The following is a 23312-nucleotide window of genomic DNA, read 5'->3' as shown; positions in this document are numbered from 1 at the left end:
TGGTTCTGCTGTGGAGTGGGTGGTGGCCGTTTAGCCGGCGGTCAGGTGGATCAGGGACGCTGCGGAGATGACGGTGGTGACGCCGCCGATGCGGGTGGAGATCTGGGCGAAGGGCATGAGGTTCATACGGTTGGATGCGGAGAGGATGGCGACGTCGCCGGTGCCGCCGAGCCCGCTGTGGCAGACGGTGACGAGGGAGGCGTCCACCGGGTACATGCCCAGGGCCTTGCCGACGTAGAAGCCGACGAGGGCCATGGTGATCACGACTGCCGCGCAGGTGACGACGTAGCCGATGGAGAGGACGCTGATGACGTCTGCCATCGGCACGTAGAGCATCCCGAGTCCGATCATGGTCGGGTAGATCAGGTGCTTGGAGATGATGGCGTAGACGGCGCGGGCGGAGCCTTCGACGCTGGCCGGGACGATGCCTGCGACTTTGAGGATGACGGAGAAGACGATGACCAGCACCGGTGCGGGCAGGTGGAGGAAGGGTTCGGCGAGGCTGGCCAGGACGAACATGCCGCAGATGAGCAGGATGCCCATGGCGTAGTTCGGGTTGGCCTGGACGGTGTCGTGGTTGGCGGCCTCGAAGATCTCGGTGTCGTTGGAGCCCTTCTTGGGCTTGACGAGCATGCCGCCGCCGTCGAGGTGGGCTTTGCGTTCGCCTAGGCGGCGGAGCATGCCGGCGAGGATGATGGCGACGATGTTGCCGATGACAGCGGCTGGGATCAGCTGCGCGATGAAGTCCTTGGGCGTTCCGCCCAGAGCGTTGGCGTAGGCGGCGGAGAGGGGAATGACGCCTTCTCCGATACCGCCGCCGATGATGGGGACCACGATGTAGAACAGGGCGCGTTCGAAGCTGTAGCCAAAGAGCATGGCGACGCCGATGCCGGCGGCTACGGCCGCGGCCGTTCCGGCGACGAGGGGTGGGAAGATGCGGACCAGGGCCCGGAGCATCATGGTCCGGTGCATGCCAAGGATGCTGCCGACGACCAGGGTGCAGATGACGAAGTAGAGGAAGTTGGCTTCCTTCATCAGGGCCGTGGTTGCTTCGAGCATGTTGGCGTTGAAGACGCCGAAGTAGACGAGCAGGGACGGGACCATCAGGCAGACCAGGGCGCCGCCGCCGATCTTGGAGATGACCGGGAGCCGGTTGCCCAGCGGGCCGAGCAGCATGCCGAAGGCTGTGATGATTGCCAGGCCGCCGATCATGTTGGCGGGGACCGCGTCGAGGGCGCCGGCGGTGATGACGATGCCGGCCATGATGACCGGGACAATCAGTGGCACTCCGCCCAGCTGGAACCGGGGGACCCGTGCTGGAGCTTCCGTGCTTTCTATGGTGGTACTCATAGTGGTTTCTCGCTTCATTGGGAGGGTGGGCGTCGCTGCCCCGGGTGTAGGTGTCTTGTCCGTTAGTTTGCGGACCGGGCGGATCGCTTCCGGACCGTGATTTGTGCTGCGAGGCGTTCGAGCAGCGGTTCAGCGTTGCGGATGGCCGTGGCAATATCCGGTGCTATGTCCGTGATCGCGTGAATGGTGTCGAAGTCCGGGTGACGGGGTGCCGGCGTGAGCTGGCTGGACCCGCATACGGCGATGGTGGGGATGTTGTGCCGGGCTGCTGCCATCAGCACGCCCATCGGTGCTTTGCCGTGGAAGGACTGATCGTCCAGGCGGCCTTCGCCGGTGATGACGAGGTCCGCGCCGGCCAGATGGGATTCGAAGTCCAGCAGTTCCATGATCAGTTCGATTCCCGGGCGGGCCGTGGCGCCGAGCACCGCCAGCGCGGCGTAACCGATGCCGCCCGCGGCACCGGCACCGGGAAGGTGCGCGGCTTCGGGGGCGACAAGAGAGGCGAAATGGCCAAGCGCCCGGTCAAGGACAGTGACGTGCTCGCTGCTGGCGCCCTTTTGCGGGCCGTAGACGGCGGCGGCGCCGTCCGGACCGCACAACGGGTTGGTGACGTCGGTGGCCAGGATGATCTCCGTATCCCAGATTCGTGGATCAAGCCCGGAGATGTCGACCGTGTGCAGATCCAGCAGGCTGACCCCGCCGGGGTACAGGACCGCACCTGATCCGTCGCGGAGGGAAACGCCCAGGGCTTGGAGCATGCCCGCTCCTCCGTCGGTGCAGGCGCTGCCCCCGAGGCCGATGATGATCCTGCGCGCCCCGGCGCCGAGGGCTGCCAAGATGGCATCACCGACGCCGCGGCTCGTGCCGCTCAGCGGGGACAACGGCCGGTCACCGCGCATGGCCAGGCCTGAGGTCAGTGCGGTCTCGATCACGGCCGTGCCGTCCTTGAGAGCCAGGGTCGAGGGCTGGAGATCGTTATCCGGTCCGGTCACGGAAATCGGATGCGCGACGTATCCGCTGGCGAGAAAAGCATCCAGGGTCCCGTCGCCCCCGTCGGCGACCGGCAATTCGATCACATTCAGTCCAGGCTGTTCCTTGCGGAGGCCATGGGCGATGGCCCGGGCCACCTGGGATGCGGTCAAGGAGCCTTTGAACTTGTCCGGCGCGATGAGCACCGAGAGACCTGCTCCACTGACGCGGAGCCGGTCTTCGATTGGGATAACGGTCATTTCAGTGGTCCGTTGCGGTCAGGGCCACGGCCGTGATCTCTTCGGCGACAGTCTTGCCCAGGATTTCCGTGGTGGCTTCGCCGCCCAGATCCGGGGTGAGGATGTGCTTGCCGCCGCGTGCCAAGACGTTTTCGAAACCTTGCTGGACAGCTGCCGCGGCCCCTCGTTCGCCGAGGTGTTCGAGCATCATCGCAGCACTCCAGATCTGGCCGACCGGGTTCGCGATGCCCTTGCCGGCGATGTCCGGCGCGGAGCCATGGACCGGTTCGAAAAGGCTGGGGAACTTTCGCTCGGGGTTGATGTTCCCGCTCGGGGCGATGCCGATGGTCCCCGTGCAGGCCGGGCCCAGGTCCGAGAGGATGTCGCCAAACAGGTTGCTGGCGACTACGACGTCGAACCAGTCCGGGTGCATCACGAAGTTAGCCGTCAAAATATCGATGTGGTACTTGTCGACCTTCAGGTCGGTGAAGCCTTTGGCCATCTGCTCCACGCGTTCATCCCAGTAGGGCATCGAGATGGAAATGCCGTTGCTCTTGGTCGCGGACGTGAGGTGCTTCTTCGGCCGGCTCTGGGCCAGGTCGAAGGCGTACTTCAGGATCCGGTCCACACCTGTGCGGGTCATGACGGTTTCCTGGATTACCGTTTCGCGGTCGGTGCCTTCAAAGATTTTCCCGCCGATGCTGGAGTACTCGCCCTCGGTGTTCTCCCGTACGACGTAGAAGTCCACGTCCCCGGGCACACGGCCGGCCAGGGGGCTGTCCATTCCTGCCAGCAGCTTTACCGGGCGGAGGCTGACGTACTGGTCGAAACCGCGGCGGAATTGGAGCAGGCTGCCCCAGAGCGAGACGTGGTCCGGGACGACGTCCGGCCAGCCCACGGCGCCGAAGAAAATCGCATCAAAAGTGCTCAGCTCTTCGAACCAGTTATCCGGCATCATCTTGCCGTGCTTGGTGTAGTAGTCGGCATTCGCGTAGTCGAACTGCGTGGTCTCCAGCTTGAAGTCGAACGCCTCGGCGGCTGATTCCAGTGCCCGCAGGCCCTCGGGCACAACTTCCTGGCCGATGCCATCTCCGGCGATGACTGCGATGCGGTGTGTCCTGGTCATGATCATGGTCCTTCTCGTGTTGCGAACGCCGTTGTCCCGGGTCGGGGTGCCCTCAGATGGCAAGTACTTCGGCCGTGTGCTTCCTGTCACACAAGCGTACGAAACAAGAAGCCTGCGATTAAGAGGCTGTGAGACAATGCAATTTTTCCTGAAAAGAAAGAATCGGCTATGGACCTGTACCAGATAGATGATCTGGAGTTCTTTGAGCAGATCGCCCGCTCCCAGAGCCTGACTGAAGCCGCCCGGACCTGGGGCAAAGGTGTGGCCTCGGTCAGTAAACGCCTCAGCGCACTGGAAGCGCGCCTCGGCGTGACGCTCATCAGGCGCAGTACCCGCCGGCTGACGCTGACCGAAGAAGGGCACCGCTACGCCGCCGGGGCACTGTCCATCCTGCAACAGAAAGCCGACCTCGAAGACCTGGTCTCGCACCAGCACGGCGAGCTCAAAGGCAGGATTACCGTCCACTCCACGCTGGGCATCGGGCGCGCCCACATCGCACCGCTGCTTGGTGAATTCGTGCTCGAACACCCGCGGATCCACGTCGATCTGGAACTCTCCGCCCTGCCGCTGAACATTTCCGGCACGAACTTCGATATCGCCATCCGTGTCGGGGCACTGGAGGACTCCAGACTCAAAGCCAAGCTCCTCGCCCGGAACCGCAGGATCGTCTGCGCCGCTCCCCAATATCTGGAAAACAATCCGCCGCTTCAAAACGTCGAGGACCTCGAACACCACAACTGCATCGTGCTGCGCGAAAACAACGCCGACTACGCCCTCTGGCGGTTCGGGGCCGGAAACCAGCAACAATTCGTACGCGTCAACGGAAACATGGTCAGCGACGACGGCGACGTCGTCACCGGCTGGTGCGAACAAGGCCTCGGACTGATCATGCGCTCCAGCTGGCACGTCAACCCCCTCATCCAAAGCGGGAAGCTCCGCCAGGTCCTCGACGATGTTCCAACCCCCGACGCCGACATCCACGCCCTCTACTCCGCAACGACACAGACCCCCCGACGAATCAATGCGGTCATTGACCACCTCCGTGAAGGCCTCACCGCCCGCCTCAACACGCGCTGAGCGGCAGGACAGTGTCTCCAAAAACTTCAGCTTTTCAAGACACGTCTCCCGAGCTCAGATGAGACGTCGAGTGGCATCGAGTTGGCGGAAAGCCGGACTTCTTACGTCTCGGAAACGCATCTCACGGCCATTGAGCGGCCTGGAATGAAAAGGCTCCTCGAGTACGCCGCGGAGGGCGACACCGTTGTTGTGTGGCGGATCGACCGGTTACAGCAATGGCACTGACGAAAGAGCCTTTCCGCCAGGCCCGGAACGCATGGGGTACATTTCGGGCCCGGCGACTGGACCTGCCATCATTTGCCCGTGACAGCCGGCCTGTGCTGAGTGAGACAACTCTGTCTCGCATGCCTTGGGGAAAGCTGGGGCCACCTTGGGGGCCCGCTGGGCGACCGCTGAATAGTCGACCATTTTGCCGTTCCCGTCCGGCTACCCGCCCCACACCGAGAACGAGCCGGAGTGCCCGGCGATCACGCTCTGGTAGGTGACAAAGAGCCCGGCGAGCACGCCCAGGGTAAGGGCCGCGATTCGGGCGGGACGAGAACGCTGGAGCCCGGCCAGCGCGGGGATTCGCTCGGCCCATGGCGCGAAGGTGGCGGCGAGCATCAGCACCACAACAAAGAAGAAGACGACGGTGGCGATCTTCAGGATGTCGCCCTGCCGGGCGTGGGCCTGGATGGCGTCGGTGGCGCCACGGGTCTCCTGCAGCTGCTCACCGGCCTGCGCAGTGATGAGCGCCATCGGGGCAAGGATCAGTGCCAGCACGCCCAGCGGCCAGGCGAGATATCGGCGGGTCCGGCCGGCCAGTCCGAAGACGACGGCCCCCAGGCCGGCGAGCGGCCCGAAGACGACGACGCCGTGGACCAGGAGAATGTGGGCTGGAAGGCCGCCGATCAGCATTTTGGAAGCTCCTTGCAGGTCAGAGGGGCGCAGGCACCACGAACGAATCTAGCATCAAGGGCGGTGGCTGCCCCAGGGCCGGCAGCCGACCCGGCTGGCGGAAATATTTCACAAAAGGGGAACTTTTCAGGAATTTCCCGCGGGGCTCGAACGTTCCTTGGATAACGCCACAGGCGTACCGCGCCAGGGGCGCAAGGGAGAGGACGAGGCGATGAAACACATCGGCCACTTTGGACCCCGGAACTTCGCTGCGGACGCAACGGCCCCACACCCCTGGAGCCGGTATGTGGCAATCGGAGATTCGTTTACCGAGGGCGTTGGCGACCCCGAGGAACGCTGCGCCGGAGGGCTCCGGGGTTGGGCGGACCGGGTGGCAGAGGAGCTCAGCGCGGAGCGGAAAGACTTTGCCTACGCCAACCTGGCCATCCGTGGCCTACTCCTGGACCAGATACTTAATCAGCAGATCGAGCCGGCGCTGGAACTGAAACCGGATCTGATCACGCTGTCGGCCGGCGGGAACGACATGGTGTTCCACCGGACCGATCCGGACAAGCTGGCGGCCAAGCTGGAGGCCGGTGTGGAACGGCTGAGTGCCACCGGCGCCACCATCATGCTGTTCGCCGGGCCGGACTGGCGGCGCACGCCGATCCTGGGGCGGAGCCGCTCCCGGATAGCCATCTTCAACGAGAACATCCGGATCGTCGCCGCCGCCCACGACTGCCTACTGGTGGACCTGTGGACCGTGCCCGGACTCAGGGATCCGCGGATGTGGGACCCGGACCGGCTGCACTTCTCGCCGCTGGGCCACCACACCATCGCCATGCAGGTGCTGGACACCCTGCAGGTGCAGCATTCGCTGCAGCCGCTGGAGCCAAAGGCCCTCCCGCTCAGCAACTGGCGCGACGCCCGTGCCGGGGACCTTGCCTGGGCGCGGACCTACTTCCTGCCGTGGGCGTGGCAGCGCATCGCGCCGCCGCGCATCCCACTGCCGGGCGCCCACGACCACCCGGTGCCGGCACCCCTGCTGCCCAAGCGGCCGGTGTTCGCACCGGTTTATGCCGTGCGCAAGGTTGCCAAAGCAACAGCGGAGTTCCTGGCGTAACGGGGTCCTCTTGGCCTTGCACTTTCTCCGTGACTGCATGTCCTCGGCCGCGCACTCTGCCTAGGAGGGTGGAAGCGCGTCTTTTTTGCTGGCTGCAGTGCGTAAATCCTGTGGATTAACTGTGCCGACCCTGCGTGTCTTGGGAGAGGGGCCATTCGATAATCGACCTGTGTCAGGCCGCGAGGGATGGTCTCGGCACGATCTACCGTGTGGGCAACCGCTCATCGATAAGGGCAAAGCCGGCGCGAGCCGGTGACGCAAAGCCACGGGGCCCCTTGGGTCAGCCGGGCTACCGAACGGCAGGGGCTGAAGAATGCAACTCACCACAATCCGTCAGCGGTCACGGAAAGCGTTGGAAGTTCTGGGCAGCATCGGATTGTCAGCCCTTCTCCTGCTCTCAGGAGCAGGGCCGTCCCCTGCGGCTGAGGCTGCTGCCGGTTCGCTCAGTGCCGATCCCGGCCCACAGGGAGATTTCAGCTGGAAAGGCCAGAACTGGGAAAGGCGCTCCTGGAATGGAGCGCCGCAGTTCAACAAGTCATTTGACCCGGCAAATGTCAGTGGTCCTGACAGCAATGGTTTTATCACTATGAGCATCACGAATCCTAGTGGCAGTGCACCAGCAGGAGCGGAATTCCAGTCAACGCGCCAAGGGTTCGGGTACGGAACCTACAGCACCACCGTCGAGAAGGACGTCAGCAGCCTTCAAAAGGAGGCGGTCTGGGGCTGCCTGTTCACCTACGATGCTGAGGCGGGGCCAGGGTATAACGAGATCGACCTGTGCGAGGCCTCCGCGTGGGGCGGTGGTTCTGCCTATGGCCAGTCCTGGCCGGTCAGCCAAGGCCACGGATACTGGTTCGATGCGGGCAAACTGCCTGGTGAAGGCAACAACACCGTAGACTTCCCCGTCACCGCCAACCCCGTCCTCACCCACAGAATGACCTGGGCGCCGGGGAAGCTGACCTTTGAGACGTACGCAGGGGAGGGCTACTCCGGCGCCCTGCTGAAGCGAACCGTCCTGGAGGGTTCCACCGTCCCCGTGCCGGCACGCGAGCGAATCCATTTCAATCTGTGGGTCGTTGGCAGCGGAGGCGGGGATCCTGCACATGTGAAACCGGAAACGGTCACCATCCGCGATTTCAGCTTCACATCTGCGGCATCGGCCACCACTGAGCTCTACGGGGCGGCTGCTCCCGTTCCCGCGATCGCCGGGGCACCGAACGTCGGTGCAGCGTTGACGGCCAGCACGGGAACCGAGTCCTCCGGGCCCGGGACCGCCTACCGCTGGTACCGGGCCGGCGCCCCGATTCCCGGGGCGACGGGCCCGACCTACGCCCTGACCGCAGTGGACCTGGGCAAGGCGGTCGGCGTTAGCGTGACCGGCTCCACGGCAGACGGACAGTTGGTTTCGCGGCATTCCGCCCCGACTGCCCCGGTTCGTCCCGGCACACTTGCAGCATCTGCACCCTCCGTGACCGGAACTGTGAAGGTGGGGTCTGCCCTTGGCGTCCGCCCGGGCATCTGGACCACTGGCACGGTCTATAAGTACCAGTGGTACCGCTCGGGTGTTCCGATTACGGGAGCCGCCGCGGCGACCTACCGGCTGATAGCTGCGGACGCCGGAAAGAAAATGAGCATCCGCATCACAGGGATCAAACCGGGCTACCAGCCCGCAGCGAAAACCTCGGCCGTTACGGCCCCTGTGGCAGCCGGAACCCTCAAGGCCCCGGTTCCGGCTGTCAGCGGGATTCTGCGCGCCGGCTATGTCCTGACAGCCAATTCCGGGGCCTGGACGCCAGGAACAACGCTGCGCTTCCAGTGGTACCGCAGCGGCGTGGTCATTACCGGCGCAACCGGGAGGACCTACCGCCTCGTGGCGGCCGACAGGGCAGACACCCTCAAAGTCCGCGTTTCCGGGTCTCTTTCGGGCTACACGGCCGCCATTCGGTTCTCAGCACCCACTGCGCGGGTGCGATGAATGTGAAGAGCCGGTAGTGGCGATCCCGGGGCAGGAGTTCAGCCCTTCGGGCCGGCTTCCCGCCGGGCCGGGACAATACGCTTGATTGCCGTCCCCAGTGCCACCATTGCGAAGGCGGCCAGCCCCAGCCAAAGCGCGTCTCCGGCGCCTGTGAATGCCAGGGCGCTGCCCCCGATACCTGCTGCGGCGGGTGCTGCCAAGTTGTTGTACATATGTGTGTTACCAGACTTTCTTTTTCTTGAAGAGCGCATCACTGTAGGCCTTCGCGTGGACCGCCTGCAGGAACAGGTCGATCACCATTTCGTACATCGTGGCGGCGGCGAGCATGTATTTCCATCCCCGGTAGCGCACGGTCACGACGCGCTCGATCACGAAGACACCGGTCACGGCGAGCCAGAACGGATGTACGTGCAGCCCGTTTCCCGTGGCCAGTGCAAAGGCGATCGTGCCAAAGTAGAGCGCCGTGATCAGCACGCCCGACATGGAGAGGGCCTGGCGCCCCCAGTAGGGCCTGGTCACCGCAGTCCAGCCGTACTGGACGCAGTTCTCCACCGCCCCGCGTTTCCACCTCAGCCGCTGGGCCCACAACTCCCGCCATGAGGGCATGACCTCGGTGACGAGTGTGCAGTCCGCGGGAGACTTGATCCTGTAGCCAAGGGTCAGCAGGGCGAAGGAGAGTTCGTTGTCTTCGGTCAGGACTGAGGTGTCGTACACCCCGCCGCGGCCATTGCCCGGCGGAAGTGATCCGGCGAGCCTGGAGCTCATGACATCGACAAGGGTCCGGGCCCTGAACAGGGCAGCTGTTCCTGTGACCACCAGGCATTTGCCATGCAGCCGTTTGACGTCCCGGGCGTAGCGGGCGTACTCGTTGCGCTGCAAGTGACCGACGAAACCTGACCCGGGCGCACCTTGGAAGATGCCTCCCACGGCGCCAAGGAGATCGTCGGCCCTCAGGTGGGAGACGGCCCGTTCGATGAAGTCGTGGGCGAGTTGAGAGTCTGCGTCCTGAACCAGGATCAGGTCCTCGGGTGCGGTATCGGGCAACATGCGGTCGAGCGCAAAGTTCAACGCGCCCGCCTTCTTATCCTGATTGCCAGTTGTCCTCATGATCTCGGCCCCTTCAGCCAAGGCGATGTCCTCTGTCAGGTCCGTACAGTTATCAGCGATGACGATGACCCGGTCAGGGCGGTAGCTCTGACTCCGCAGCGACCTGAGCGTCTCTGCTATTCCGGCGGCTTCATTGTGAGCCGGAACCAGTACGGTTACCACGCCCCCTTGCGCGCGGTGTCTCCTTCGGCCCGTCATCTGCAAATGACCCTGTTGAACTTGATAGAGGCAGGCTGTCTATTTGTGAGGCTCATTATAAAAATAGCGTATGAGGTGCTGTAGTTTGTGAGTTGCATGGAGTGAACATTTCCATCGCAAAACGCAGGAAGAGTTACGGAAAGGCTCAAGAAAAGATCAAGGATTCAGCATCGGTATTGATTTGCAAGGAAGTGTGATTTAGCGCACGGTAAAATGTGATTCCCTCGCTATGCGCCGCCAAACCAAAAACGTAAATGGTTTAGGGAGTGGCTACCGGCACGCGGACCTGGGCGCCGGCGTACTCCATGATCAGCCGTTGCTGCTCAAGCAAACTGGATTCTGCGGATCTGCAGACGACGCTGCCAGCTCTTACTTTTCCCTCAAGCTCCGCACATAGCCGTGCCAACCGCACCGCACCAGCCATACGTGACGTCGATTTCAGGCTAAGCACGGCATCGAGGGCTGCTTCCTGGTTCCCGCCCAAGAGGGCGCGGGTGAGCTTGGCCGTGCGCACGGGAAGCATCTGCAGATATGTTCGGAAGAAGCCCTCCGCTACTTCCGCTCCGGCATCCTCAACTAGGCACAAGAGCGGATTCGGATCCAGCACGGCAAACAATTCTTCACTCATATTTTTTCTTTTCCATGATGCGGACCAATAGATGCAGCAGGGGCATCATTTACTCGAGGTTGCCGCGCCCGAGAAGCGAACTTTTTCGGGTGGTACTCACCAAATCGATTGCGTGCGGCAGCGGCTCACTCAACGTTTCCCGCCGTAAATCAAGAACTGTTTTGTTTTTACTCAAGATTGCGTCAAGACGGTGAAATTGGCACCCCTGACCTTCCGGCGGGGTGCTAGCGTGCTCGAGGCAACTCACAGAAGGGTACGTGAACAGGGTGCAAACGGCGGTGGTAATTGAGGACGAAGCCGAAACCCGTGGCATCATCACCTTAATCCTCAGCCAGAGCGGCTTCGCGGTTCACGCCTGCGAACGTGGAGCGGACGCGGTCGAAGCCGTTCGGTCGCTGCGCCCCGAACTCGTCACGCTCGACCTTGGCCTGCCGGATATTGATGGTTTCGAAGTTGCGCGTCAGATTCGGGTGTTCAGCGATACCCGTATCCTCATGGTCACGGCCAGGTCGCGAGAGATCGATATGCTCATGGGCCTGGAATCCGGCGCAGACGAATATGTGACGAAGCCTTTCCGGCCGCGCGAACTGAAACATCGGGTGAAGGCGCTGATGCGCAGACCCCGCAAACCCGACAACGAGGCTTCCTGGCCACGCGCTGGTACGCAGGCTGCCGGCCTGACCATCCTCGAACACAATGGACTACGTCTGAGCCCCCAGACCAGGAGAGTTGAGGCTGACGGCGTTGAGATAGCCCTGACGCCCTCCGAATTCGACCTTCTGCGTGCCCTGATGGAAGGCGGACGCACCGTGCGGACTGGGGCCGACCTCGCGGGAATCCTTCAGGGCCACATCACGACGGCAGCCGGAGCCTACAGAGATGACGGAGCTTCCCGGATCGTGCCCAACCACATCGGTAACCTTCGCAGGAAATTAGGGGAATCAAGGGCGAACCCGCGCTGGATCGAAACGGCGCGCGGTTTTGGCTACAGGATGACGCCTCGCTGATACGTGGAATTCCAGGCGAAGACGCCCGGAAACCGGGCTCGAGAAGGTGAGCGTTCGACGGCGGGCGGCCACCCGCCGTCGGAAGCGTACGACGGCGGAGGGCCGGCAGGCGGATGCCCTCCGATTTTGCTCGCGAAGCGTCAGACGGCGGGTGCGAAAACGATCTGGGCGAACTCGCTTTCGGTCGTGTTGGCTCTGATCCAGTCGATCACGTCCTGCCGGTCGGTGCGGTAGGAGAAGTTCGTTCCCTTGCAGTAGCGGTTGTGATTGAACGAGGTGATGCCGGCGATGGTGTTGGACTCTGCGGTCCCGTAGAACAGCGGCCCGCCGGAGTCGGCAGTGCAGGTGCCGCCGCGGCCCTTGCCGTTGCCGTTGGTCTGGACGTTGTAGCCGTCGGCGCTCGCGCTGGTGAGGTTCGTCAGTTTGGACTCGGCCATGAGCCGTTCCCTGAACGAGGTGTCGGAAACCGGGTTGGCTTCGGAGATTCCGTAGCCGCTCACGGTGAAGGTTGTTTCCTGCTGTCCGCGCCTGGTGGCCAGCGCGTCCAGGGTCCCCGGTGCCGCGAGGCGCGCGTACTCCTTGAGCATGATGGGCTGCTCCAGGATCACCAGGCCGACGTCCTTGGTTTCCGGGACTGCGGCCATGCTGGTGTAGCCGTAGTTGTACAGCTCGTGCGACTCCGCGCACTCCGTTCCCAGCGTTCCGTCCGCGCAGGCACCCGGGTAGCCGGTGTCCGGATCCGTTCCGGTTTCAGGGCTCCAGTCCGCGCCGGCGTCCTGCTGGAAGTAGACCCGGGCCGAGGAAGCGCCGGCGGTGCAGTGCCCTGCGGTCAGTAACACGGTGGGCATCAGCAGGGAGCCCGAGCACCTGTGGTGGAACGCGCCGTCGGGTCCGTAGAAAACAACCAGCCCCACGAAGGGGTGCTCGTTGTCCTCGGCATAGTCACCGGTGACCGCGCCGGCCGGGACGGCCGCTGTCAGGGCCAGCACCGCAGCCATGGCCAGAACGACGGCGGCACCGCCGCCGGCGCGTAGTTTCTTCCAAATGCGCATACAAGCCCCAGCTTCCCAATGCACGGACAGCCGGCAGCGCACGTCGGAGTACGCGGCAGGCGCCAAACAGTTAATGAACCGGCCAATTGTGGCGGTGACTTAAGGTACCACCCGCGGGCAGGTACCGCGGCGCATGCACGTCGCGGCGCCGGCGTGCAGTCCTTCGGTTCTGCGGCGAACTGGAACCAGTCGGGGAGTTCGGCGGTGTAGGCCTTGGCGATGGCGGGGGGTCCGGCGGAGCGCCAGTCCACCGCGGCCGGACGGATCAACGTGAAGATCGCCGGGGCCGACGAGGCCACCGCGACCGTGGACCGGCTGCTGCACCACGCCCACGTCTGCCAAACCACCGGTGACTCCATCCGCCTCACCCAAGCCCTGACCGGAAAGGGCGTCATGTAGGTGGCATTACGGCTAGCCAGTTTCCAACAATTTCAAACCCCTAAAACTGGGGCCGCTTCAAAACCCAAGCTTTTTACAAGTTGCCCAAGCGAATATGTTCCGCGGGGGGAGTGCACCCAGGTTGCCAGGACCGCAGTGGCAGGCGCTTCGATGTCTCCGATTCAGCCCGGAGGGTTGCTCGGAACTGGCATAGGCAGACAACTTCGATGAGTGGTGAGGCTAGTGAGCATCCCTATACAGGCCGACGTTCAACTCCGGGAAGCAACATTGCTGGGCAAGACAACTTTTCACAGGGGCGGGCCTGGCAGAGGCAGGCTCCGCGGGTCGCGGAGCCTGTGGCTCCATGCGCTGCTGACAGCGCTGCTGCTTACGCTGGGTGTCCTGGTGGTGCCGGTGACGGCGTCGGCCGCTGCAGGTGATGTTGGGGTTGAGGATTTCTCGCATTCGGGGACGGGGACGCCGACGGGTACGAAGCGGCAGACGAATGCGTTGTGGTTCAACGACGGGATCTGGTGGGGGAACCTGTGGGACACTGCCAGCTCGGATTTCCATATCTTCCGGTTCAATGCCGCGACCAGTTCGTGGGTCAACACGGGTGTGGCGACGGAGACGCGGGCGAACACTCATCACGATGTGATGTGGGACGGGACGACGCTGTTTGTGGCGAGCTATCGGTTCGTTAATGACGGTCTGCCGTTTGAGCCGAACTTCCCGTCTACGATGCGGCGTTACAGCTACGACTCGGGTACGAAGACGTACACGCTGCTGACTTCTGAACGAATCCACAACAACAAGGTGGAGACCATGTCCATCGACAAGGACTCGACTGGTCGGGTGTGGGCCACCTGGCAGCAGGGGAACCGGATCTTTCTGAACGTCACTGACACGGATGGCATAACGTGGGGAACGCCGTTCGCGCATCCTGCGTCGTTGAGCAACGTGTCTGTGGACGACACCTCGGCTGTGATCGCGTTCGGCGGAGCCGGCAACGGCAAGATGGGTGTGATGTGGAGCCGGCAGGTCGGTGACGCCACCGACGGCATGTACTGGAGCTTCCACGTCGATGGGGCGTCCAACACCACCTGGACCACTCCTGTGGCGGCGGTGAAGGGGCTGCGCAGCGGTGATGACCACATGAACCTGAAGTGGCTGGACTCCACGGGTGGCCAGGTCTTCGCCGCAACTAAGACATCAAACACGTCGGCGTCCCTGCCGCTGATCCAGCTGTTGGTATTGAATGCCACGACATCAACATGGTCGGCGCACACGATCGCGACCGTGTCGGAGTGCCCGAACCGTGTGATCGTCATGATTGACGAGTTTGCGCAGAGGCTGCGCACCTTCGCCACTTATCCGAAGCCGAGTGGCACGACGAACGCCGGTGTCTGCACCAGCTCGGGTGGTGCGGTCTACGAGAAGTCCACGTCGCTGAGCAACATCAGCTTCACCACCACGAAGACGGCCCGTATCGTCGACGCCGACCAGTACATGCACAACGTGACGTCGACGAAGCAGAACCTCAACAGTAATGCTTCGGGCACGGCCAACAGCGGCCTGCTGGTGCTCGCCGATGTGAACGCCACAAGCCGGTACTGGCACTACTACGACTCCACCGGCGGCGGTGGCGGTACTGACACCACGGCTCCGACGGTGACGGGTACGTCCCCGGCTGCTGGTGCACCTGGTGTGGCGACGACGGCCAATGTAACGGGAACGTTCTCCGAGGCGATGGATCCGTCGACGGTCACGTCGAGCACGTTCACGTTGGAAGACGGAGCGACGACGGTGCCGGCCGCTGTGTCGTACAGCAGCACGGACGGGGTTGCGACGTTGAACCCCGGTGCGAATCTGGCGGTGGGTAGGACGTACACGGTGTCGATCGATGGCGGTTCCGATGGGGTGAAAGATGTTGACGGCAACGCGTTGGCGTCGGACAAGACCTGGACCTTCACAGCTGCCAGTCCGCCCACCTCCGGGCCGTCGATCCGCAGTGCCGCGGACGTCGTGGCGGCTGGTCCCGATGGCGTGCTGTGGAACTACCCGGCATCCGGTCGCGGCGGGTTCCAGCCCCGGGAAAAGATCGGCACCGGCTGGTCGACCCTGGCCAAAGGGTTCGTAGCGGATTGGAACAGCGATGGTGTTTTCGATGTCATCGCGCAGTGGCAGGACGGCCGGCTAAGCTACTACGCCGGAAGACCCGGCGGTGGATTCGTCGCCGCCCGGACCATCGGCAACGGCTGGGGCAGCTACCACGTCACCGTCGGCCGCTGGCGCAAGACCGACAAGTACCCGGGAATCCTTGCCTACGACGCCGCCGGGACGCTCTGGTACTACGGCAACAGCGCGGGATCATCGCTGTCCCCCCGAATCAGGACCGGGCTCGGCTGGCGAGGCCTCTACCTCACCATGACCGACTTCGACCAGAACGGGACCCAGGACCTCCTGGCCAAACGCAGCGACGGCAGGATGCTGCTGTACCGCTCCACCGGAACCGGCGGCTTCGTCTCCGAATCCAGGCCCACGGTGGGCGCGGGGTGGAACGGCATCAACAGCATCACTGCCGTGGCCGGATTCACCACGGGAAGCTCAGGGCTCATGACCCGTCTCACTGACGGTCGCCTGGCCCGCTACCCCTTCAGCAGGGGCACCTGGGGCGCGCGGACCATCGTCGGCGCAGGCTGGAGCGGCTACAACATCTTCCGCTAGAACCGAAGGTAGACGTCTACGTCACGAACGGCGGCTAAGGCGGCCTGCATTACGCCATGGAAAACGGCGTGCCCATCGTGGTCGCCGGGGACACCGAGGACAAACCCGAGGGAGCCGCCCGGGTGGCCTGGGCCGGCGTCGGGATTAACCTCAAAACCGGCCGGCCCAAGCCGGAGGCTATCCGCGACGCCGTGCAAAAGGTCCTGGGCGACGGCCGGTACCGAGCCGGCAGCCAGCGGATTGGGGCGGCGATTGCCGCTTCCCCCGGAGTGGACGGGCTGATCGACGAGATGGAAGCGATGCTGCGGAAGGTGTGAGCGGCGTGGACCTTTCAGGGGAACGGGCCGGCACCGGGACGTTCCGATGCCGGCCAAGGATCACGCGGGGCCAGATCAGAGCTTGGCCAGCAGTGCCTGCATTTCCTGGATTTCGGCCTCCTGGGCGGTGACGATGTCCTTGCTGAGTTTCACGGCGTCGGGGTTCTTCCCCCCGGTGGTTTCGGTTTTGGCCATCACGATGGCGCCCTCGTGGTGGGCGATCATCTGGGTCAGGAAGAGCTTTGCCGCTTCGGTGCCCTGGGCTGCGTCGAGTTTCTTCATGTCGGCGTCGCTCACCATGCCGCCCATGCCACCGGCACCGTGGGTGGACATGTCGTGACCGGTGGGTGCCTGCGTAGGTTCGTTCCAGCTGGTCAGCCATCCGGTCATAGTCTCGATTTCCGGTCCCTGGGCGGCCTTGATCTTGGTGGCCAGGGCGGTCACCTCCGCGGGGACGTCCTTCTTGGCCAGCATCATCTCGCTCATCTCCACCGCCTGCGCGTGGTGGGGGATCATCATCTGGGCGAACATGACGTCGGCGGCGTTGTGCTCGGCAGCCGCTGCAGGGGAGCTGCTGGCCGGCGCGGAACTGGAGTTGCCGTGATCCATCCCGGGTGTCGAGGTGCCGGCGGAGCCGGTCCCTGAACCGGTGGAGCATCCAGCCAGGGCAAGGGTCGCGGCGACGGCCGCGGCGGACAGGGTCAGAAACTTCTTGGTCATGAAAATCAGGTCCTTCAAAAATTTGTCAGGGCGCGGCGGCGCCGCAAGGAGGGGGCGCGAGAGCGCATGGGTGCGCTGAAAGGGCCGCTGTGGGCCCGAGGGGCTCGCGCCAGAGAGAGGCTCCGGCACGGAGTTCTGTGGCGTGTTTTCTACGTCCGACTGATGCAGAGGTCGCCCGGTGAAGGGCTTCCGGGGAGGTATGAGTAACCACCGGCCACGGGACCGGGCGCGGCCGCGCCGGGGATGGCGCCGAACACGGTGGTGCCTGGCAGCGGGGCGGCCAATGAACCGCTCTTCGCCGACGGCGTGCAGGATACCGTCACGGCCTGCACGCCGGTGCAGCTGCCGCAGCACGGGTCCACGGATCCACCGGCCAACTCGTGGCCAGGGGCTGTCTGAACTGCCTGCGTACCGGACGCCAGGTGATCAGAGTGGCCTTCGGCGGCCGAGTCCGTGTGCATTGCCTGCAGTGTTCCGGCTGTTCCCGCACTCATGGCTGACATGGAGTGCACCGAATGATTGCCGGTGATTACGTGCATGCCCAGGATGCCGGCGACGACGGCCAGGACCGCGGCCAGTCCGCCCGCCCAGAGGAACGCCCTCACGAGGCGCTTCACGGGTGCGGTCATGACGTTGTTCCTCCTTCCGTAGCGGGTTCCGGGTCATTTTCAAGGCTACCGGCACTGTCCTGCCAGCCCCATGCTGACGCACAATGTGTCCGGGGTTTAACGAGCCTGGGACGGGTTCAGTTTCACCCGTCGCAGCAGCTGGGCGTTCAGGGCGACGACGATCGTGGAGGCGGACATCAGCACGGCACCGGCGGCGGGGGACAGGACCACACCGGCGAAGGCCAGGACCCCGGCGGCCAGCGGCACGGAGAGAACGTTGTATCCGGTGGCCCAGACCAGGTTCTGCCACATCTTCCGGTAGCTGGCCCGGGACAGGTCCACCATGGACAGCACGGCCCGCGGATCGTTGCCGGCCAGCACCACTCCTGCCGATTCCATCGCGACGTCGGTTCCGGCACCGATCGCTATGCCGACCTCGGCACGGGCCAGTGCCGGAGAGTCGTTGACGCCATCGCCCACCATGGCCACCTTCAGGCCACGGGCTTGGAGTTCGGCGACCTTCTTGTCCTTGTCGGCGGGCAGGACTTCGGCGAAGACCTCGTCGATGTCCAGCTCGGCGGCCACGGACTGGGCGACCTGCCGGGCGTCGCCGGTGACCATGGCCACCTTGATGCCGCGGCTCTGCAGGGCCGCCACGGCCTGGCGTGATTCGTCACGGACGGCGTCCTCCAGGCTCACCGCACCGAGGATGCGGTCGCCGTCGAGGACGTGGAGCACGGCCGCGCCGCGGTCCATCCAGCCCCGCGTGGAGGCTGTCAGCTCCGCCGGTTCCGTGATGCCGGATTCGCGAAGCAGTGCCGGTCCGCCCACCGCCAGCGTCCTGCCGTCAACGGTTGCGCGGACACCGCGTCCCGTCATGGACGAAAATCCGGTGGCACGGGGAATCAGGAGTCCCTGTTGCCGTGCTGCACGGACGATCGCCCGGGCAACGGGGTGTTCGCTGTCTGACTCGACGGCTGCCGCCAGGGCCAGGAGTTCGTCCGGGCTCACGCCTTCAACAGCGGTTGCGTTCTTGAGCTCGGGTTCGCCTTTGGTCAGGGTGCCGGTTTTGTCGAACAGGACGACGTCGATGGTCCGCATCCGTTCCAGCGCCATCCGGTTCTTGATCAGCACCCCTGCCCGGGCGGCTTGCTCGGTGGAAATTGCGATCACCAAGGGGATGGCCAGGCCCAGGGCATGCGGGCAGGCGATCACCAGCACGGTGACGGTGCGGGTCACGGCATCGGGAACGCTGCCCAGCAGGGTCCAGGCGATGAAGGTGATGACGCCGGCGCCGGCGGCGAAGTAGAACAGGAAGGCCGCGGCGCGGTCGGCCAGGGCCTGCGCGCGGGACGAGGAGGCCTGAGCTTCGGCGACCAGTCGCTGAATGCCGGCCAAAGCCGTGTCGTCCCCGACGGCGGTGACCCGGACCCGGACGGTGTTATCTGTCGCGACCGTGCCGGCGACAACAGGGTCGCCCGCGGAACGGGTGACGGTCTTGGACTCGCCCGTGATCATTGATTCGTCGAATTCGGCCGTGCCGTCGGTTACGGTGCCGTCGGCCGGCATCCGGGCGCCGGAGCGGACCAGGACCAGGTCCCCGGCACGGAGCTCTGCGACGCTGACGGTTTCGGTGCCCGCCTCGGTGATGCGTTCGGCCTCGTCCGGCAGCAGCGCGGCCAGAGCGTCGAGGGCGCCCTGGGCGGAGCCGAGGGCGCGCATTTCGATCCAGTGGCCCAGGAGCATGATGGCCACCAGCAGGGCCAGCTCCCACCAGAAGTCCAGGTCGAAGCCGCCGATGCCCAGGCTCGTCACCCAGGAGGCAACGAAGGCAACGCTGATGGCCATGCCGATCAGCAGCATCATCCCGGGCTGCCGGGCCTTCAGCTCGTTCAGCCCGCCCTTCAGGAACGGCATCCCGCCGTAGAAGAAGATGACCGTGCCCAGGACGGACGGGATCCACGCCGCCCCGGGGAACTCGGGCGGCATGTAGCCGAGGATGTGCGCGAACATTGGGCTGAAGTACACCACCGGAACTGACAGGGCCAGGGTCAGCCAGAACCGGTTCTTGAACATAGCCGTGCTGTGGCCGGCATGCTGGCCCTGTGCGTGGATCGTGTGGTCGTCGTGGGTGTTGTGGCCAGCGTGCGGGCCGTGTCCGTGGCTCGCGTCTGCTCCTGCAGTGGCTGGTACCGAAACGTCTGGTGCGCCGTGTTCGCCGTGCTCGGCCGTGGCCGTCCGCGGCGCTCGGTGTGAGGTGTGGTCTTCCATGATTCCTCCTTGAGGAGATCAGGCCCGCCCCGGAATCAAAATCCGGGCGGGGCCGGGTGCCGGTCAGCTGGTGTGAGCGCTGTATCCGGCCGAGTTGATTGCTTCGCGGACAGCGGCCTCGTCGGCGCTTCCGGAGATCCGCAGGCGGGACAGGCCGCCCGGAATGAGTTCGACGGCGGCGTCGTCCACGCCGTCCAAGGCCGAGACGGCCTTTTCGACCGATGCGGCACAGTGGCCGCAGGTCAGCCCTTCCAGACGGTACTCGGCCTCCGCCGCCGGAGCAGCATCCGGTCCAGGGAGGTCTTGGGGCGGGCAGCAGCCGCAGCCGGCAGAGCCGGTGGTCAGCGGCAGGTCAAGGCGCTTGTTTGATTCACGCATGTCAGTTCCATTCCACGAAGACGGATGGGTGCGCTGGGGTTGAACGGCTGTGACGGGGAGGGGGACCCCTGGACATACCACTTCACTGACAACACGACAAAATATACCCCTAGGGGGTATATCCGTCAAGGGGCCGGTTTAGTCGTTGTTCGGGGGCGGCTGCGCGAGGTGGCGAGTCGCTGCAGTGCTGACGTCGGCGGTGCCGGCGATGCTCATCGCAACGGCGACGGACAAAGTGCCCGGCCAGTCCTGCGGTCAGCCGACGGGGGTGCTCAGCCGGGCGGACCAGGCGGCGTAGCTGCCGTCGAGTTCGACGACGTCGTAGCCTTCGCGGCGAAGGACTGACGCGGCGACCGAGTTCCGGACTCCGCCCTGGCAGTAGGAGACGATGGTTCCTTCTGCGGGCAGCTGCTCCAGGTTCCAGAGCACGCGGCCTCCGCTGAGCTGGGTTGAGCCGGGGATGTGGCCGGCGTCGTGCTCAGTGCGGTTGCGGACGTCCAGCAGCAGGGCGTGCTCGAAGCCGTCGAGCTCCTCGGGCTGGACCAGACGCGGGGTCGCGGCGGGGAGTCCGTCGATGCCGGTGACGTAACCGGCCACGTGGTCGATGCCGACGCGCACCAGGTGGTCCCACATTTCCTGGGCCTCGTCCTGTCCCGCGGCGAGCAGCACCAGGGGCCGGTTGTCCCGCTCGGGGTCCACGGCCCAGGCGCCGAAGCTGGCTGCGGACTTGCCGGCCGGAACGTTGATGGCCCCGGCGACAGTGCCCTTGTGGACCTCGGTATTGGGGCGGGTGTCCACGAAGGTCACGGCGTCCCTGGCCAGGTCCCGGGCGAGGGCGGCCGTGTCGAGTTCCGCCAACGCGGCACGGTGGCCCATGATGGCCGGGCCCTGCCTGTTCTGGCGCTTCATCCGGGCGAAGTAGGCGTGCGCGTCGGGCTGGCCTTCGAGGAGCTCGGCGATGAAACCCGCTTCGTCATTGGCTGTCAGGTACGGGCCCCACCACGCGTAAAGGCGTTCGTAGCCGACGGTGGAGGAGGGGATCGCGCCCAAGGCCTTGCCGCAGGCGCTGCCGGCGCCATGGCCGGGGTGGACCTGAACGTAGTCCGGCAGGGCCAGGAACTTGTCCCGGAGGCTGGCGAAGAGCTGCCTCGCTCCCTCGCAGCGGGTGTCCACGCCGCCGGCGGCCTCGTCCAGCAGGTCCGGCCGGCCCAGGTCGCCGGAGAAGACGAAGTCCCCGGAGAGAAGGTAGCCGGCCTGGTCGGAGAACGCGCCGTCGGTGACCAGGAAGGACAGGTGCTCCGGGGTGTGGCCGGGAGTGTGCAGGGCCTGGACGCTGATGTTGCCCAAGGTGATCTTGTCGCCGTCGTACAGCCGTTCGGCGTCGAACCCGTACTGCCAGTCCGGGCCGCCCTCGCCGGAGACGTACATGGTGGCGCCGGTGGCGGCGGCCAGTTCGCGGGTGCCGGAGAGGTAGTCGGCGTGGATATGGGTTTCGGTGACGGCGACGATCCTCATGCCGTTGGCTGCAGCGAGGGACTGGTAGACGGCGATGTCGCGGCGCGGGTCCACCACCACCGCCTCCCCCTTCGCCTGGCAGCCGATGAGGTAGCTGGCCTGGGCGAGGTCTTCGTCGTAGATGCGTTCGATCAGCATGGTTTCTCCTAGAGAGGTGAGGCAAGCGCCGGCATTTGGCCGGACGGGGCATTGCGGGTGGCGGGTCAGGCGGTGACCGTGCCGGCGGTGACCCAGGCCGCGACGGCGAAGATCAGGACCGCGAACGAGACGCGGATGTGTTTGTCCTTGAGCCGGCGGGCAAGCCGGGCTGCGACGACGGATCCGAGGATGGCAGGGACCGCGAAGGCCAGGGTGGTGGTCCAGTTGATGGTGAATCCAGCCGCGTGGGCGCTGAAGCCGGCGGCGGAATTGACCACAATGATCGCCAGGGATGTTCCCACGGCCTGCTTCATGCGCAGCCCCAGCAGGATCGTCAGGGCCGGGGTGATGAGGAATCCACCGCCGACCCCCAGGAGCCCGGTGAGGAACCCGACGAGCAGGCCGGCCCCGACGGCCTTGGGGGCGCACGAGCGGAACGCCCGAGCGGGACCGGTGCTGCAGGAGCCGTCAGTTTCGGTGGTGCCGGTGAGCATCCGGATCCCGGCCACCACCATGATGGCGGCGAAGGCCAGCATCAGGACGCCCGGATCCAGCAGCCGGCCAACGGCGGCGCCGGCCCAGGCGGCCGGAATGCCGGCCGCGCCCACCAGGAGCACCAGGGGCCAGTTGATGCCTTCCCGGATCCGGGGGAGCAGCGCCGCCAGGGAGGACAGGCCCACCACGAGCAGCGAGGTGGGGATGGCCGCGGCCGGGGTCATGCCCACGCCGTAGACCAGAGCCGGGACGGCGACGATGGACCCGCCGCCCCCGACCACACCCAGCACGATACCGACGGCAAGCCCCAGAACCAGGGCGGAAATCATGCCGCTGCGGCCTCTTCGGTGATGCTGCCGGGGAGGGGCAGCTGCAGGATGGCCGATTCGCGGGTGGGTTCGGCTGCGGTCCTGTTCCACGGCATCGCGGACAGGGCCTTGCCCATGGCGCAGGTGTTGGTGGCAGCGGAGAAGGTCAGGCCGGCGCCGATGGCCCCAGCAAGCATCCGGACCCTGGGGGAGACAAACCTGCCTCCGGCCAGCCCCAGCATCACCAGGGACCCGGCGGCCAGGCGGACCTGCCGTTCCAGATCCCAGCGTTCCTTGCCGCGGACCACGTCGCCGCCGGCGGCAGCGAAGCCCGGGGCGCCGCCTGACAGGACGTAGGCGGTGTTGATGCCCGCGGCGCTCAGCCGCTGGCGGGCCTGTTCGGCGCGCACGCCGGACTGGCAGACCAGGACCACCCGCCTGCCCAACCGGCCGGCGAGCTCCCGGGTGTGTTCCGCAAGCAGCGGCAGGGGCACGTTGTAGGAGCCGCGGATGTGCATGGACTCAAATTCGGCGGCCGAGCGGACATCGAGCACCACCAGGTCCTGGTGTTCCCGGAGCCAGTCGCGAAGGGTCTCCGCGGTCAGGGACATCACGGCCGGAGACGAAGGGGGAGCGGAAGGGGGTGTCATGAAAGTCCTCTGAAAACGGGATAGGGGGATACCCCACCGAGTATTACCGATACCCCCGGGGGTAAGTCAATACACCCCCT

General features: G+C 65.2%; 22 protein-coding genes, 1 pseudogene and 1 riboswitch. Of the genes and pseudogenes, 8 read left to right on the top strand and 15 right to left on the bottom strand.

Annotated features, from left to right (window positions below):
* Positions 1 to 30 precede the first annotated feature (30 nt).
* From J7I85_RS15335 to J7I85_RS15325, 3 genes are all read right to left on the bottom strand, one after another.
* Positions 31 to 1350: a 2-hydroxycarboxylate transporter family protein gene (locus tag J7I85_RS15335; protein ID WP_251024396.1), complete on the bottom strand. Its 1320-nt coding sequence runs from the start codon at positions 1348 to 1350 to the stop codon at positions 31 to 33.
* 62 nt (positions 1351 to 1412) lie between these two features.
* Positions 1413 to 2579: a glycerate kinase gene (locus tag J7I85_RS15330; protein WP_214853169.1), complete on the bottom strand. Its 1167-nt coding sequence runs from the start codon at positions 2577 to 2579 to the stop codon at positions 1413 to 1415.
* 1 nt (position 2580) lies between these two features.
* Positions 2581 to 3684, bottom strand: a complete 1104-nt coding sequence (locus J7I85_RS15325; RefSeq protein WP_214853168.1) for a tartrate dehydrogenase — start codon at positions 3682 to 3684, stop codon at positions 2581 to 2583.
* 168 nt (positions 3685 to 3852) lie between these two features.
* Between J7I85_RS15325 and J7I85_RS15320 the strand changes: the two genes are divergently transcribed.
* On the top strand, positions 3853 to 4761 hold the full coding sequence (locus J7I85_RS15320; protein WP_214853166.1) for a LysR substrate-binding domain-containing protein: 909 nt from the start codon (positions 3853 to 3855) through the stop codon (positions 4759 to 4761).
* 123 nt (positions 4762 to 4884) lie between these two features.
* Positions 4885 to 4971: pseudogene (locus tag J7I85_RS15315) on the top strand (recombinase family protein); the annotation flags it as partial.
* 216 nt (positions 4972 to 5187) lie between these two features.
* Here J7I85_RS15315 and J7I85_RS15310 read toward each other — a convergent pair.
* Positions 5188 to 5658 carry a hypothetical protein gene (locus J7I85_RS15310; RefSeq protein WP_214853164.1) on the bottom strand — a complete coding sequence of 157 codons (471 nt, stop codon included), beginning with the start codon at positions 5656 to 5658 and terminating at the stop codon, positions 5188 to 5190.
* A 286-nt stretch (positions 5659 to 5944) separates the two neighbouring features.
* On the opposite strand from J7I85_RS15310, the gene J7I85_RS15305 reads away from it, so the two are divergent.
* Both J7I85_RS15305 and J7I85_RS15300 read left to right on the top strand, forming a co-directional pair.
* Entirely contained in the window at positions 5945 to 6760 is an 816-nt protein-coding gene (locus J7I85_RS15305) for an SGNH/GDSL hydrolase family protein (protein ID WP_308159508.1), read from the top strand.
* A 222-nt stretch (positions 6761 to 6982) separates the two neighbouring features.
* Positions 6983 to 7057: riboswitch (cyclic di-GMP riboswitch) on the top strand.
* A 289-nt stretch (positions 7058 to 7346) separates the two neighbouring features.
* Positions 7347 to 8735 carry a hypothetical protein gene (locus J7I85_RS15300; RefSeq protein WP_251024395.1) on the top strand — a complete coding sequence of 463 codons (1389 nt, stop codon included), beginning with the start codon at positions 7347 to 7349 and terminating at the stop codon, positions 8733 to 8735.
* Between the two features lie 38 nt (positions 8736 to 8773).
* On the opposite strand, the gene J7I85_RS15295 is transcribed toward J7I85_RS15300, so the two are convergent.
* The 3 genes from J7I85_RS15295 to J7I85_RS15285 form a co-directional block, all read right to left on the bottom strand.
* Positions 8774 to 8947, bottom strand: coding sequence for a hypothetical protein (locus tag J7I85_RS15295; RefSeq protein ID WP_214853162.1), 174 nt, complete (start codon positions 8945 to 8947; stop codon positions 8774 to 8776).
* Positions 8948 to 8954: 7 nt separating this feature from the next.
* Complete coding sequence (locus J7I85_RS15290) at positions 8955 to 10004, bottom strand: glycosyltransferase family 2 protein (RefSeq protein ID WP_308159507.1); 1050 nt, start codon at positions 10002 to 10004, stop codon at positions 8955 to 8957.
* A gap of 295 nt (positions 10005 to 10299) precedes the next feature.
* Positions 10300 to 10668 (bottom strand): Hpt domain-containing protein, encoded by a 369-nt coding sequence (locus J7I85_RS15285; protein ID WP_214853159.1) that lies wholly within the window; start codon positions 10666 to 10668, stop codon positions 10300 to 10302.
* Between the two features lie 257 nt (positions 10669 to 10925).
* Between J7I85_RS15285 and J7I85_RS15280 the strand changes: the two genes are divergently transcribed.
* Positions 10926 to 11675, top strand: coding sequence for a response regulator transcription factor (locus tag J7I85_RS15280; protein ID WP_214853157.1), 750 nt, complete (start codon positions 10926 to 10928; stop codon positions 11673 to 11675).
* A 140-nt stretch (positions 11676 to 11815) separates the two neighbouring features.
* Here the strand turns inward: J7I85_RS15280 and J7I85_RS15275 are convergent, their stop codons facing one another.
* Positions 11816 to 12727 carry a trypsin-like serine protease gene (locus J7I85_RS15275; protein ID WP_214853155.1) on the bottom strand — a complete coding sequence of 304 codons (912 nt, stop codon included), beginning with the start codon at positions 12725 to 12727 and terminating at the stop codon, positions 11816 to 11818.
* A 219-nt stretch (positions 12728 to 12946) separates the two neighbouring features.
* Between J7I85_RS15275 and J7I85_RS25565 the strand changes: the two genes are divergently transcribed.
* From J7I85_RS25565 to J7I85_RS15260, 3 genes are all read left to right on the top strand, one after another.
* Entirely contained in the window at positions 12947 to 13126 is a 180-nt protein-coding gene (locus J7I85_RS25565) for an ATP-binding protein (protein ID WP_285289594.1), read from the top strand.
* Between the two features lie 222 nt (positions 13127 to 13348).
* Positions 13349 to 15832: an Ig-like domain-containing protein gene (locus tag J7I85_RS15265; RefSeq protein ID WP_308159506.1), complete on the top strand. Its 2484-nt coding sequence runs from the start codon at positions 13349 to 13351 to the stop codon at positions 15830 to 15832.
* 44 nt (positions 15833 to 15876) lie between these two features.
* Positions 15877 to 16149 (top strand): glycosyltransferase, encoded by a 273-nt coding sequence (locus J7I85_RS15260; protein ID WP_374102479.1) that lies wholly within the window; start codon positions 15877 to 15879, stop codon positions 16147 to 16149.
* Between the two features lie 75 nt (positions 16150 to 16224).
* Here the strand turns inward: J7I85_RS15260 and J7I85_RS15255 are convergent, their stop codons facing one another.
* The 7 genes from J7I85_RS15255 to J7I85_RS15225 all read right to left on the bottom strand — a co-directional run bounded on the left by J7I85_RS15255 (position 16225) and on the right by J7I85_RS15225 (position 23232).
* Positions 16225 to 16869, bottom strand: coding sequence for a DUF305 domain-containing protein (locus J7I85_RS15255; RefSeq protein ID WP_214853151.1), 645 nt, complete (start codon positions 16867 to 16869; stop codon positions 16225 to 16227).
* Between the two features lie 149 nt (positions 16870 to 17018).
* A complete protein-coding gene (locus J7I85_RS15250) occupies positions 17019 to 17498 on the bottom strand; it encodes a hypothetical protein (protein ID WP_214853149.1) in 480 nt (159 codons plus the stop codon).
* 96 nt (positions 17499 to 17594) lie between these two features.
* A complete protein-coding gene (locus tag J7I85_RS15245; protein WP_214853147.1) occupies positions 17595 to 19748 on the bottom strand; it encodes a copper-translocating P-type ATPase in 2154 nt (717 codons plus the stop codon).
* Positions 19749 to 19811: 63 nt separating this feature from the next.
* The gene (locus tag J7I85_RS15240) at positions 19812 to 20126 is read right to left on the bottom strand and encodes a heavy-metal-associated domain-containing protein (RefSeq protein WP_214853145.1); all 315 of its coding nucleotides are present in this window, start codon (positions 20124 to 20126) and stop codon (positions 19812 to 19814) included.
* Between the two features lie 255 nt (positions 20127 to 20381).
* Positions 20382 to 21779 (bottom strand): rhodanese-like domain-containing protein, encoded by a 1398-nt coding sequence (locus J7I85_RS15235; RefSeq protein ID WP_214853143.1) that lies wholly within the window; start codon positions 21777 to 21779, stop codon positions 20382 to 20384.
* 65 nt (positions 21780 to 21844) lie between these two features.
* On the bottom strand, positions 21845 to 22603 hold the full coding sequence (locus J7I85_RS15230; RefSeq protein WP_214853141.1) for a sulfite exporter TauE/SafE family protein: 759 nt from the start codon (positions 22601 to 22603) through the stop codon (positions 21845 to 21847).
* Positions 22600 to 23232 (bottom strand): rhodanese-like domain-containing protein, encoded by a 633-nt coding sequence (locus J7I85_RS15225; RefSeq protein ID WP_214853137.1) that lies wholly within the window; start codon positions 23230 to 23232, stop codon positions 22600 to 22602. The genes J7I85_RS15230 and J7I85_RS15225 overlap by 4 nt, the downstream gene beginning before the upstream one ends.
* Positions 23233 to 23312: the final 80 nt, after the last annotated feature.

It is taken from the genome of Arthrobacter sp. ISL-65, assembly GCF_018613795.1.
Lineage (GTDB): Bacteria > Actinomycetota > Actinomycetes > Actinomycetales > Micrococcaceae > Arthrobacter.
This window is presented reverse-complemented; position numbering and strand designations above follow the sequence as displayed.